Source organism: Faecalibacterium hattorii, from assembly GCF_003287455.1.
Classification (GTDB): Bacteria; Bacillota; Clostridia; order Oscillospirales; family Ruminococcaceae; genus Faecalibacterium; species Faecalibacterium hattorii.
In genome coordinates, this window is the sequence record NZ_PRLC01000001.1 from 269,635 (window position 1) to 281,941 (window position 12,307).

The 12,307-nt window shown below is 60.6% G+C and carries 9 protein-coding genes and 3 tRNA genes; 1 reads left to right on the forward strand and 11 read right to left on the reverse strand.

Going from position 1 to position 12,307, the window contains the following annotated elements; genetic code table 11:
- Positions 1–143: 143 nt before the first annotated feature.
- From C4N23_RS01340 to C4N23_RS01365, 6 genes are all read right to left on the reverse strand, one after another.
- Positions 144–1,079 carry a hypothetical protein gene (locus C4N23_RS01340; RefSeq protein WP_097838561.1) on the reverse strand — a complete coding sequence of 312 codons (936 nt, stop codon included), beginning with the start codon at positions 1,077–1,079 and terminating at the stop codon, positions 144–146.
- 27 nt (positions 1,080–1,106) lie between these two features.
- Complete coding sequence (locus C4N23_RS01345; protein ID WP_055191040.1) at positions 1,107–3,266, reverse strand: aldehyde ferredoxin oxidoreductase N-terminal domain-containing protein; 2,160 nt, start codon at positions 3,264–3,266, stop codon at positions 1,107–1,109.
- 12 nt (positions 3,267–3,278) lie between these two features.
- Positions 3,279–3,923 carry a ferredoxin-like protein gene (locus C4N23_RS01350; protein WP_055191042.1) on the reverse strand — a complete coding sequence of 215 codons (645 nt, stop codon included), beginning with the start codon at positions 3,921–3,923 and terminating at the stop codon, positions 3,279–3,281.
- A gap of 21 nt (positions 3,924–3,944) precedes the next feature.
- A complete protein-coding gene (locus tag C4N23_RS01355; protein WP_112143529.1) occupies positions 3,945–4,853 on the reverse strand; it encodes an FMN-binding protein in 909 nt (302 codons plus the stop codon).
- Positions 4,854–5,001: 148 nt separating this feature from the next.
- Positions 5,002–5,781: a formate dehydrogenase accessory sulfurtransferase FdhD gene (locus tag C4N23_RS01360; protein WP_112143531.1), complete on the reverse strand. Its 780-nt coding sequence runs from the start codon at positions 5,779–5,781 to the stop codon at positions 5,002–5,004.
- A 4-nt stretch (positions 5,782–5,785) separates the two neighbouring features.
- Positions 5,786–6,010, reverse strand: coding sequence for a DUF1653 domain-containing protein (locus tag C4N23_RS01365; RefSeq protein ID WP_055191048.1), 225 nt, complete (start codon positions 6,008–6,010; stop codon positions 5,786–5,788).
- A 194-nt stretch (positions 6,011–6,204) separates the two neighbouring features.
- Between C4N23_RS01365 and C4N23_RS01370 the strand changes: the two genes are divergently transcribed.
- Positions 6,205–8,160, forward strand: coding sequence for a glycerophosphodiester phosphodiesterase family protein (locus C4N23_RS01370; RefSeq protein ID WP_242983689.1), 1,956 nt, complete (start codon positions 6,205–6,207; stop codon positions 8,158–8,160).
- 131 nt (positions 8,161–8,291) lie between these two features.
- On the opposite strand, the gene C4N23_RS01375 is transcribed toward C4N23_RS01370, so the two are convergent.
- From C4N23_RS01375 to C4N23_RS01395, 5 genes are all read right to left on the reverse strand, one after another.
- Positions 8,292–10,175, reverse strand: a complete 1,884-nt coding sequence (locus C4N23_RS01375; RefSeq protein WP_112143534.1) for an ABC transporter ATP-binding protein — start codon at positions 10,173–10,175, stop codon at positions 8,292–8,294.
- The gene (locus C4N23_RS01380; RefSeq protein WP_112143536.1) at positions 10,172–11,953 is read right to left on the reverse strand and encodes an ABC transporter ATP-binding protein; all 1,782 of its coding nucleotides are present in this window, start codon (positions 11,951–11,953) and stop codon (positions 10,172–10,174) included. Before C4N23_RS01380 ends, C4N23_RS01375 begins: the two co-directional genes overlap by 4 nt.
- Positions 11,954–12,049: 96 nt before the next feature.
- Positions 12,050–12,125: transfer RNA gene (locus tag C4N23_RS01385), tRNA-Gly, on the reverse strand.
- Positions 12,126–12,128: 3 nt separating this feature from the next.
- Positions 12,129–12,204: transfer RNA gene (locus C4N23_RS01390), tRNA-Phe, on the reverse strand.
- 28 nt (positions 12,205–12,232) lie between these two features.
- Positions 12,233–12,306, reverse strand: a tRNA-Asp gene (locus tag C4N23_RS01395).
- Position 12,307 lies beyond the last annotated feature (1 nt).

A 12,307-nucleotide genomic window follows, 5' to 3' on the forward strand; every position in this document is an offset into this window, starting at 1 on the left:
GAAGGCGGCCGGGTTTCCCCAGCCACCCTTGAATGCCGGCTCGCGTGCGGGCCCTTAGCATTGCGGCGCGGCGTCAATGCCCTTCGGTTTAGACGCCTTTGCTCAAAGAAGCTCTTATACCCTGTTCAATTGTATGGATTGCTTTAGTCGGTCCACTCATCCACGTCGCTGATGGCTTTCGCGTAGCGGCGGGTGAGGTACTGGGTGGAAAAGAGGAACCGCTCGTTCTGATTGTTGGTCAGCTCCTCGATGTCGGAAAATTCCGGCTTGCCCTGCATAGCCTTCCACGTCTGCTCGACCTCTTCCGGCGAAAGGCCGTAGGGTGAGCGGCGGAAGTAACGCAGCGGGGTGGCGCTGGGGTAAATGCGGGCATTGAACCGCACCATCTCCGCGAACATCGCGCACAGGTCCTCGTCCTCGATGAGCTGCGCGATCATGGCGTAGTTGTCGCTCATGTTGGCGTTGGAGTAATAGTAGGTATCCTTTGCGCCTGCACGGGCAACGATATCCTCGCACTGGGGGTCCTGCGGCATCTGGGCCAGCAGCTCGTCGGCGTTTTCTACCTCTGTGACCAGCAGGGCGTGGGACGTGACCTGCGCCGCCGCCGAGCGGGAGCGGATGTACCCTGCCAGCTCCTGCGCCGGGGTCAGCTCCGGCAGCTCCGGAGCCGTCTGGGTGGGCTGGTCGGCGTAGGGGTCATTCTCCGCTTCGGGGGCTGCGGCCAGAAAATCCAGCAGCTCCGGCTTTGCGGTGCTGTCGGTATCCGGGGCCGCTTCAGCGGGCGTTTCTGCCGGGGCGGAAGCGTTCTCCGCGGCTTGCTTTGCAGCAAGCTCGCCGGTCTCCCGCTCCACCACGGCGATCACGTCCTCACCGGCCTTGGCGGCGGCGCCGTCAAAGGTGCTGCCCGTCTCTTTCAGGCGGCGGGCGGTCTCGCTGGCAGCGTTGATGTCGAACACCTCAGCCTTGGGCTTTTTCTTCGCGGCCATCTCCGCCTTCTGCAGATCCAGAACGACCTGTTCCGGGTCTGCACTGGCGTCCACCGTGGTGGTGTAGCCGGGTTTGCGTCTGCCAAACAACATGACGAAATTCCTCGTTTCTCTGGGATTTTACTCAGCAGCGGCCTCGGTGGTCTGGGCATAGATGCCGCGCTTTTCGAGGTCGTCTGCCATATCGGCGAGGTCGAACTTTTCCAGCGTCTCGCGGGTGGGCACACCGGTGGTCTTATCCCAGCCGAAGATGTCGTAGAACATGTCCTTTGCCTTCTCCATGTCGGCACGGTCCAGCTTGGTGGTGCCTTCCTCGAATGCCTTGAAGTCGGGGTCCTTATCGAACACCCAATCACAGATGGCATCGTGCTCCTGACGCAGGTTTGCGCTGCCGCAGTTGAGCTGGAAGCTGATGGCGGTCATGGCGCGGAGCATCTGGGTGATGCGCTCACCGTCCTCCTGCAGACCGGCCTGAGTATAGGTCTCGCCAGTAACAGCAGTCATAAAGTCTGCCTGCAGATCCAAGTCGCCGTGGTACTCACGCTCCTTGGAGGGAGACTGGGTCATGGGCCACATCCAGTTGCACAGGGTGGCAGAGTCGTGGAAGTTCTTGTCGTTGACGCAGTATGCAGCCAGCTTTGCCTTGTTCTCGTTGATGGGAGTGTAGGCCTTGGCCTTATCGTAGCAGCCCTCGCCGAAGAAGTCCTCCATGACCTTCTTGGTCACCTCATAGGGAGCGCCGGAGCCGGTCTCGCAGACGATCTCGTGGATCATGCAGTCGCGGTTGAAAACGAGGTTGTACAGCATGCCCACCTGCCATGCCTCAGCAGGGCCGTGGTGGTTGGGGAAGCCGTTGTAGATCAGGTTGGAGTTGGTGGCATCATCGTCGCGGTCCAGCCAGCTCTTGGGCAGGCCGAACTTCTCCATCATGGCCAGAGTGCCCTTGGCGATCACGGACAGGTCGCCCTCACCGTAAGCCATGCGGCGGATCAGCTCCACCTCCCAGCGGGGATCGCCGGCCTTCTCCCACTCCCAAGGCAGAGAATCGTACTCTTCCTCGCTGATGTACTTGGTGGCCTCCTCACGGGGCATCCGCAGGATCCACAGCAGGTCGCGGTTCAGGTTGCCGTAGTTGTCCCACAGGCCCATATCGTCCACAGCATGAGACCATGCCAGATTGATGACCATGGTGCCGTCGCCTTCGTACTTGAAATCGTGCACGCCGTCCGGATAGACGCGGGTGCCGTACAGCACGGGCATACAGGTGTTGGAGTTGTGGGTGGGCAGGTCGTAATCGGCCAGCGGATCCACATCGTACTCCGTGTAGCAGCGGATGGGGCAGGAGGAGCAGCCGCCGTTCTTCACGGTGTACTCGGCAGCCGGAGCGCCGAAGTCGAAGTAGCCCTTGAAGCAGCGCAGAGCCACCTTGTTGATATCGTTGTAGGGCTGCTCACCGGTATCCACGGGGCCGCCGGGAGCCTTCTTCCACATCCGGCCGGGGGCGCCGGACCAGCGGTTCTTGCCGGAGGTGGCGCTGTACTCTGCCCAGCTCTGGGGCTGTGCGGGCACGTTGTGGTTGTTGTTGCCGCCGATCAGGTTGCCCATCATGTAGTTGGAGAGCTCCAGCACCTTCTTGGGGTCTGCGACCTTGACGCTGCCGGTGCCGCGGATGGCCAGACCCTTCAGCTTCTTGTTGCCCATGGCAGCGCCCAGACCGGCACCGCCGGAGTTGCCGAAGCTGGTGTTCAGGGTGGAGTAATCCACCAGGTGCTCACCGGCGGGGCCGATGGAAGCAGTCTCGAACTCACGGCCGTTCTGCTCCACCATCCACTTGTTGGAAGCAAAGGTACCCTTGCCCCAGATCTCGCTTGCATCCTCCAGAGAGACCTCGCCGTCCTCGATGCGCAGGTAGACGGGCTTTTCGGAGATGCCGCTGACAACGATGCCGTCGTAACCGGCATACTTCAGCATGGAGCCGATGTGGCCGCCCATGTGTGCATCGATGATGGAGTGGCCCTTGGACCAAGTAGAACGGAAAGTCACGTTCATACGGCCGGAGCAGGGCACGCCGGCACCGGTCAGGGGGCCGACACCAAAGATGACCAGAGCCTTCTCGTCATAGGGGTCCAGCTCCATGGGAGCTTCCTCGTACATAATGCGGTAGGCCATGCCCATACCGCCGATATATTTATGGTATTTTTCGTCGTCCTGGGTGGTGATCTCACCGGTGGTCAGGTTGACGCGCAGGATCTTGCCTGCCCAGCCATAGGTTTCAGCCATTGTTGTTCCTCCTTACAGGTCCATGTAAGCAGCCTGTGCTGCGCTGGTAACGGCATCCCAATCCACGATGGACAGAGCGCCGGACGGGCAGCCCGCGACACAGGCACCGCATGCGATGCACTTGGACGATTTGCCGGTCTCCGGGTTGACGGTGGGCATATGCCACGGGCAAGCCTCGTGGCAAGCACCGCAGCCGATGCACTTATCGGTATCCACGACGCGGATGCCCTGCTCATTGGTCACGATGGCCTTCTGGGGGCATGCGTTGCCGCAGGCGGGGTCCTCGCACTGGCGGCAGGTATCCGGGAAGTAGACCCAGCAGTTGTCCGTGCCGGACAACAGGCCGTTGCCCGCACCGTCGAGGTTCAGGCGGCGCTGGATCTTAACGCGGCTGATGTAGGAAGAGCAGACGCCGTCGTTGGTCAGGGTGCAGTTGATCTCGCACCGCTGGCAGCCGGTGCACAGATCTGCGTTGACCACCAGCAGACCCTGCGGCAGCGCCCACGTAGCCACTGCGCCGGAATCGATCTGACTCTGGGAGCAGCCGAACAGCGACAGCATCGAAGCGGAAAGGCTCAGCCCTGCAAGACTTTTGCCCGAAATTTTCATGAATTGACGGCGGGTCATGTCAGCCGTCAGGAAATCGGTTTTTGCCATAGGTTCCATTCCTCCGTGAAGTTACTCTGCGCTGAGCACTTCGGTCACATAGAAATAACTGTTGTTGACGACATTCGTCACGGCGGTCGAGGTAATAGTCGCGCCGGTCAGTGCATCCACCTCGGTCAGGTCGGCGCTGCTGGTTTCAGCACCGGTGCCGCTGGTGGTCAGCTCCGCCTGTTCCAGACGGTATGCCGCCTGTTTTTCGGCCGACCAGTCTGCAAAGGGCTTGGCCTGTTCCTCGCCGTCCTGTGCGCTCTTGCTCAGGCTCGCTTGGTACAGCTTGCGGCTTGCGACGGCCTCCGCACTGGAATCCATCGGGGGGATCAGCTCGTTGTCCATCGGCTCGCCATGGATGGCCGAGAGGGTCAGGCCCGCCTCGTACATCTTGCGGGTGGCTTCCGCCTCCGGGGAGGTATCCCCTGCCCGCCAAGCGGACGGGTCGAAGTCCTCCGCCGGGGCCTCGGTCTCTGCGCTGCCCGCGGCGGCATACACGGCACCGGTGGCCGGGTCGGTCACGGTGTAGCTCTTGCCCGCCAGCGTGAAGGGCGCTGTGCCCTGATACTGGGCCGTGAACTCCGGGTTCACGCACTGACCGCCGAGGTTGTCGGTCTCGCCCTGCGTAAGGATGGCGACGCTCTGGACTGTGCCGTCCTTTCCAAGGGTCACGCCGACCTCGACATCGCTCTGGAAGCCCTTCTGGGAGCCCACCACATAATAGGTGTTCTCATCCAACTGGTACACCGCGCTGATGCCGTAGGTGGCAGCGTCGGCGTCGGTCAGGGCCAGAGCGGTGCCCGCAACGGTGGTGCGGGCATTCATCAGCCCATGCAGACCCAGCGCCAATACCAGCGAGGCCGCGCCCATGGCGGCATAACCCGGCAGCCGTCTGCGCCACAAAGGCTGCGGCGCACGATTTGTCTGCTTCATTGTTTCACCTGCCTATTCTTATCGTCATGCACGGGGTCCCCGTGCACGAAAAACAGCCGCCCAGCCTGCTGCAACAGAACGGAGCGGTATCTTCGTCATAAGAATAACATGTTTTTCGTAAGTTAGTCAACATATACAGACACATTTTTCAGCCAGAACATTCTCTAACTTTCTTCGCTGCCGCATGAAACGATTTCTTCTTTCGGATGAGCAGCTTCAGCCCATACGCTTCCGCCAGTTCCAGCGACTGCACCGTGGGCATCGTTTTACTGACGAGGGCGGGCACCCCGGCCCGGATGGCCTTGCGCACCATATCCACCGGCACCCGGCCGCTGGTGTAGAGCACGCACTCACCCAGCTGCACCCCCTCCGCCAGCGCACAGCCAACGGCCTTATCCAGCGCGTTGTGGCGGCCAAGATCCTCGCACTGATACAGGATCTTCCCGTCCCGCAGCACAAAGCAGCTGTGGACGGCGTGGGTAGCGCGGTAAAGGGGCAGCTCATCCCCCATGGCGGCAGCCAGCGTCTCCACCCACTCGTCCGGGATCTCCCGCTGCGGCACCGGGGCCAGCGGGCGGAGTTTTACGGGAGACGCCACAGTCAGATTGTCGGTACAGCAGCTGGGCACCTCCTGCCCGGCGGCCGCCGCCGTTTCCAGCGGGTGTGTCAGATGGACGCTGACCTTCAGCCCCTCGGCGCAGACGGCGATCTGCTCCACCTCGTCGGCACAGGTGATCCAGCCCTCGGTCAGCAGACGGCCCAGCGCCAACTGGGGCAGCAGCTCCGGCGTGCAGACCACCCGGAACGCCGTCTGCTCGTTGACAAGGATCGCCGCCGCGTGCTCCACGGCCAGCGTCATCTCCCCGCCGGACGGCAGACGGACGGTCTCTGCCCCCGGCCGGCTCTTGAAACGATCTGCGATCACCATACGCTCACTCCCCGATGTAGGCAAAGCGCGGCTGGACCTTGCCGTCCCTCTCCACCGTCTCGCACCACATGGCCGCCGGGCGCACCCAGAGGTCGTGGTCGCCGTAGAGGGTACGGTAGACCACCAGCTCCTCCTCGGTCTCGCTGTGGTGTGCCATGCCCAGCACCTCGTACTCGTTGCCCTTGAAATGCCGGTAGCGGCCGGGCTTGATGTTGTATTGGAAATCCATCCTGCGTTCCTCCCCATCGTTTTTCTTTATTGTACCATGGTTTTCTCCGGCTGAAAAGATGCCGAAAAAATTGCGTCAAATTTTGGCTAAACCTCTCAGCTCCCGTCGTTTTCTTTTGCCGATTTTTGTGGTATACTACTTATAAAATAAAAAAGTTTTCAAAAAATGGACTTTTGAGCGAGGTGGAATTTTCATTGAGCCGTTCCAAAATCACCCTGCGCGAGGCAAATGCGGCCTACAGGGAGCTGCGCCGGAACGCCAAAGCGCTGATGCACCGCGCCGAGATGTTCCTCATAACAGCCATCGTCCTCTACAAGATCCTCACGAACCTGTTCTTTCTGCCCGCCATGCGGGGCATCTGGTCGCTGACGCTGCGCTTTTCGCCGGTGAACTACCTGACCAACAACAACGCGCACCAGATCTTCACCGCCCCCAGCATTTTGGGCGGCATCGCGCTCATTGCGGTGCTGGCAGCCCTCTGGAACCTGTACGAGTTCTCCCTCGTGCTGCATGGGCTGGACTTTGCCCGCCGGGGCGAGGCGTGCAAACTGCGTCCCCTGTTCCGGGAAAGCTTTGCCGCCATCCGCCACGCCGTTTTTCCGAAGAACTGGCCCATCCTCTTTTACTGCGCCGTTCTCATCCCCTTTACGGATATTTTCGTCACCTCCAACTATATCACCCAGTTGGCTGTGCCCGAATACATCATGGGCGTCATCCGGGCAAAACCGATCTATCTGGCGCTGTACAGTGCCATCTTCCTTGCCGCTGTGCTGCTCACGGTCTTTTTTGCGCTGGTACTGCCGTTGTTCACCTTGGAGCACAAAAATTTCGGCACCGCCGTCAAGGAGAGCTGCGCCTACGTCAAGCATCGGTTTTTCCGGGTATTGGCCGCGCTGGCCCGCTGGAACTTCGGGGTGCTGCTCCGCATGGGTCTGTTGTTCGTGCTGGCCACGATGCTGATGTATGGCATCGCGGCGGTGGTGGGGCTGGAGAGCACCCGCGCCATGCTCCTGCTCTCCCGCGCGCTGCAATTGGTGGAGCTGCCCTTCTTCGGCTTCCTGCTGGACTGCAAGGTAACGGTGGCCCAGTGCACCATCCTCGGTCTGCTCTACTTCCGGACCCGGAGCGCCGGTGCCTTTGCGCCGGAAGAGCGCCCCGACGGCAAGCGCAGCCGCCCCCGCGGGCGGCTGCTGCTGACGGCCATGGTCGCGGGCGTCACCCTCGTCACCTGTGGCGTTACAGCCTACCTGCTCAGTCTGCCGCAGGACGATGCGCTGCTTGCCGCCGTGGGCGGCGTGACCCCGCTGGTCACCTACCACCGCGGCGACTGCTCCATTGCCCCCGAAAATACGCTGCCCGCCTTCCGCTCGGCCATCCTGAAAAAGGGCGACCGCATCGAATTGGACGTCCAGATGACCAAAGACGGCGTGGCCGTTGTGACCCACGACACCAATTTAAGGCGTTGCACCGGCAAAAATGCAAAGGTCTACGACCTGACATTTGCCGAGATCGAGCAGTTGGACGCGGGCAGTTGGTTCAGCACCCGCTTCGCCGGGACGCGGATTCCCTCCTTGGAAGAGGTATTGCAGCTCTGCCAAGGGAAAATCGACCTGAACGTGGAGATCAAACCCAGTGCCGCTACCCCGACGCTGGAAGCCGAGACCGTCCGCCTTCTGCGGGAGTACGGCTTCGAGGGGCACTGCGTCATCACCTCCCAGAGCTATGAGACCCTCCACAAGGTCAAGGAGCTGGCCCCTGACATCCCCACCGGCTACATCCTCGCCTTGGGGGTGGGCAACTATTACGACCTGCCCGACGCCGACTTTTTCAGCGTGGAAACGACCTTTATCACCTCCGGCATGGTCAATCAGATCCACCTGCGCGGCAAGACCGTCTCCGCGTGGACCATCGACCGCGAGGAGGACGCCAAGCACATGATGGAGCTGGGCGCAGATGACCTGATCACCGACAAGCCCGACATGGTGAACGAGCTGCTCAGCCAGAACGCCGAGATGGACACCACCCTGCTCTCCCTCCGCGACGCCATCCAGAACTGGTTCTTCCCCTCCGACGAAGAAGTCTCCGACTCGGTGGAGGAAGTCATCGAGGACGTCATCGAAGACCCAGAAGAGTTCTTGGATGCAGCCTGAGCGGCCCGCTGCGGAGGATGCTTTTTCCCACGCTGCCGGTCGTCCAATTCTTTTCCATAAAAAATTCCCTCCTACCCTTTTACAATAAACGCTACAATCGCTGCAGCGTCAAGGGGCGGAGGGAATTTTTCTTATTTCTGCATCTGCTCTTTGTGGTACTGCAGCGTATAGAGCTGGTAGTACCGGCCGTGGTTGGCCAGCAGCTGCTGATGGGTACCCTGTTCCAGAATCTTCCCGTGGGACAGGACGATGATGTTGTCGGCGTGCTGGATGGTGGACAGGCGGTGGGCCACGATGAGCATGGTGCCCACCGAGCGCATCTTTTCCAGCGAATCCTGAATCAGCAGCTCCGTCTCGGTATCAATGTTGGCGGTGGCCTCATCCAAGATCATAACGCTGGGCTTATGGATGATGGTCCGCGCAAAACTGAGGAGCTGGCGCTGGCCGGCGGAGAAGTTGTTGCCGCGCTCCCGCACCTCTTCCTCAAGGCCGTGGTCGAGCTTCGAGATGAACCGGTCGGCGTTGACGTAGCGGCAGACCTTCATGATCTCGTCGTCGGAGATGTTCTCCTCCCGCAGAACGATGTTGCTGCGGATGGTGCCGGAGAAGAGGAAGACGTCCTGCAGCATCTGGCCGAAGTGGCGGCGCAGCGAGGAAATTTTAATTTTCCGGATGTCGATGCCGTCGATCAGGATCTGGCCCTTCTGGAACTCATAGTTGCGGCAGATGAGGGAGAGGATGGTGCTTTTGCCGGAGCCGGTGGAGCCGACGAAAGCCACGGTCTCCCGCGGGTCCACATGGAAGGAAACGCCCTGCAGCACCCACTCGCCGGGGATGTAGCTGAACCAGACGTCCTTGAACTCGATCTCGCCCTTCACCTCGTCCAGCTCAATGGCGTCCGGGGCGTCCACCATCTTGGGCTGCAGGTCCATGATGGAGAAGACCTTCTCCGAGGATGCCAGCGCCGACTGCAGCCAGTTGAACTGCTCGGCAAGGTTCTGGATGGGGGTGAAGAACTTGGAGATGTACATATAGAAGGTGACGACTGTGCCGCTGGAAATGCTCTGGCCGAGGAAGGCAATGTGGTTCAGATGGCCCATGCCGCCCAGATAGAACAGGCACAAGATCGAGCTGATATAGAGCATATACACCAGCGGGCGGAACACGCCGAAGACAAAGATCTGCTCCTGTGATGCCTTGGCGAGGGTCTGGCTCTTTTTGCGGAAGTCCTCCATCTTCTCGTCCTCCCGGCCAAAGATCTGGGTGACCTTGATGCCGGAGAGGTTCTCGGACAGGTAGGTGTTGATGTCCGTGGTGGCGTCCTTGACCTTACGGTAGGCGCGGCGGGAGAATTTGCGGAAGATGACCGTGAAAATGACGATGAAAGGCACAAAGCAGAGCACCATCAGGGTCAGCTCGTAGTTCAGGCAGATCATTGCCACCAGAATGCCGAGGATGACGAAGCAGTTCTTGGTCAGCTGGACCAAGAGGTTCGTGAACATCATGGAGATGGCGTTGGTGTCGTTGGTCACGCGGGTGACCAGCTTGCCCACGGGGATCTCATTGAGCTGCTCGTGGGAGAGGGACTCGATGTGGGTGAACAGGTCCTCGCGCAGGTCGGAGATGATGCGCTGGCCCACCCGCTGCAAAATGACCGCCTGTAAATAGGTGCTGCCCATGGAAAAGACCAGCACGCCCCCATAGACGGCCACTGCGGCAAACAGGGCGTTCAGCGTAAAGTCGCCGACTACCAGCTCCTCAATGGAGCCGACGATGAGGGGCGAGACGATGTCATAGGCGATGGAAAAGAGCATCAGGAACCCCACGAGGATGAACTTGCCCAGATACGGTCTGGCGTACCCGGCCAGACGGCGCAGAATTTCGCCGTCGTCCATGTTACGCTCAAAGCCCATGGCGGTCTTTTTGTCCTTGACGCCCCCGTAGGCAGCCACCAGCAGCGCCGTGATGACGCCGATGACCGCGCCCACCAGCAAAAGCGGATTCAGATCACTCACTGCGCGTCACCTCCCGTTTCGTCTTCCAGCCGCTGCAGATCGACCATGCGGCGGTACTCCTCGCAGGAAGCGTAGAGCGCATCGTGGGGGCCGACGGCCTCGATGGCGCCATCTTCGAGGAAGATGATCTTATCCAGCCGCTCCACCGTGGAAATGCGGTGGGCAATGAGCAGGGTGGTCTTCCCTGCCCGGCTGGTCTTCAGGTTGTCGAGGATGATCTTCTCGGTGCGGGTATCCACCGCCGAGACCGAGTCATCGAGGATCAGGATGGGGGCATTCTTCAGTAGGGCGCGGGCGATGGAGATGCGCTGCTTCTGGCCGCCGGAGACGGTGACGCCCCGCTCACCGAGGACGGTCTCGTAGCCGTCCTTGAAGTCCACGATGTTGTCCCGCACATCGGCGAGGCTGGCCGCCCGCTCGATGTCCTCCTGCGTGGCATCGTCCACACCAAAGGCGATGTTATGGGCGATGGTATCCGAGAAGAGGAAGTTGTCCTGCGGCACATAGGCGCACGCATTGCGGACCGAGTGGATGGACACGCGGTTCACATCCTGCCCGTCCACGAAGAGGGTGCCGTCCGGCACATTGTAGGTGCGGAGCAGCAGGTCCACCAGTGCGGTCTTGCCCGCGCCGGTCTTGCCCACGATGCCCACGCTCTCGCCGGGCTCGATCTTGAAGGAAATGTTCTTGAGCACGTCAAATTCGCCGTCCGGATAGCGGAAGGTCAGGTTCCGGAACTCGATGCCGCCCTTGGGGGCCTTCAGGTCGGGCACGCCGGGGCGGTCCGCCACATCGATGGGGGCATCCAGCAGCTCGGTGATTCGGTTGAGGGAGGCCTTGCCGCGGGAGGTCTTTTCGATGAGCATCGACACGGCCATGATGGGCCAGACGATCGCCTCGAAATAGCCGATGTACTCCACGAGCTGACCGGCGTTGAACCGGCCGCAGTAGACCAGATAGCCGCCGTAGCCGAGGATGACGCAGATGACCGACTCAACGAGGAGGGTGACCAGCACTTCCAGCAGGGTGGCGATCTTGGTATAGGTGACGTTGATCTCCTCGTTCTCCTTGTTCAGCTTCCGGAAAGCCATCAGCTCCTTCAGCTCTTTGACGAAGGCCTTGATGACCGCGATGCCGGAGAAGTTCTCCTGCGCAAAATCGGACAGGTCGGAAAAGGCTTGCTGGCGTTCTTCCCAGCGCTTTGTCATCACCTTGCCCATTAGCGTGCCGATGGTGAACATGATGAAAGCCGGGATGAGGGCAAGGACGGTCAGCTTGACGTCCATCCGCCACATCTTATAAAGGGCCAGCAGACCCAGCGTCAGCGCATCGAAGAACATCAGCACGCCGTCGCCAAAGCACTCCTGAATGGTGTCGAGGTCGTTGGTGTACAGGCTCATCAGGTTGCCGACCTTGTTCACCTGATAGTACTGCTGAGACAGCTTCCGGCTATGGTCGAACATCCGCTCCCGCAGGTCCGCCGTGACCCGCACCGCCGAGCCGAAGAAGCAGACACGCCACAGAAAGCGCCCGATGACCATGAGTACCACGATCCAGATCATCGGCAGACAGATGTGCTGCAAAAGCACTTCTTTGGTAAAGGGCAGCGTTTCGCCGTTGACCACCACCTGCCCAAGGTTCATGCCGTTGATGACCAAGCGGTACAACTGCGGGATGATCAGCTGGATGTAGTCCACCATCAGCAGTGCTGCCAGCCCCAGAAGCAGCGCCGGGGCGTGCTTGAGGTAGTAGCGGTTGATATACTTGCCGAATATCATGGTTTTGCTTTTCCCTCCTCTTCCGATTCCGAGACGATTTTAAACGATTGTGCGAAAAAAGCCACCGCATCTCATGTGATGCAGTGGCTTTTCGTCTGGAGCGGCCGACGAGGCTCGAACTCGCTACCTCCACCTTGGCAAGGTGGCGCTCTACCAGATGAGCTACGGCCGCATATGGTGCCTCCGATCGGAATCGAACCAATGACACGGGGATTTTCAGTCCCCTGCTCTACCGACTGAGCTACAGAGGCAGACAAGCTGCTTCCTGCGAAGCAGCAGCGACCCGGATCGGGCTCGAACCGACGACCCCCAGCGTGACAGGCTGGTGCTCTAACCAACTGAGCTACCGGGCCA

Coding starts and splice junctions, on each gene's coding strand:
- C4N23_RS01340 (WP_097838561.1), bottom strand. CDS start 1,079: ATGTTGTTTGGCAGACGCAAACCCGGCTACACCACCACGGTGGACGCC.
- C4N23_RS01345 (WP_055191040.1), bottom strand. CDS start 3,266: ATGGCTGAAACCTATGGCTGGGCAGGCAAGATCCTGCGCGTCAACCTG.
- C4N23_RS01350 (WP_055191042.1), bottom strand. CDS start 3,923: ATGGCAAAAACCGATTTCCTGACGGCTGACATGACCCGCCGTCAATTC.
- C4N23_RS01355 (WP_112143529.1), bottom strand. CDS start 4,853: ATGAAGCAGACAAATCGTGCGCCGCAGCCTTTGTGGCGCAGACGGCTG.
- C4N23_RS01360 (WP_112143531.1), bottom strand. CDS start 5,781: ATGGTGATCGCAGATCGTTTCAAGAGCCGGCCGGGGGCAGAGACCGTC.
- C4N23_RS01365 (WP_055191048.1), bottom strand. CDS start 6,010: ATGGATTTCCAATACAACATCAAGCCCGGCCGCTACCGGCATTTCAAG.
- C4N23_RS01380 (WP_112143536.1), bottom strand. CDS start 11,953: ATGATATTCGGCAAGTATATCAACCGCTACTACCTCAAGCACGCCCCG.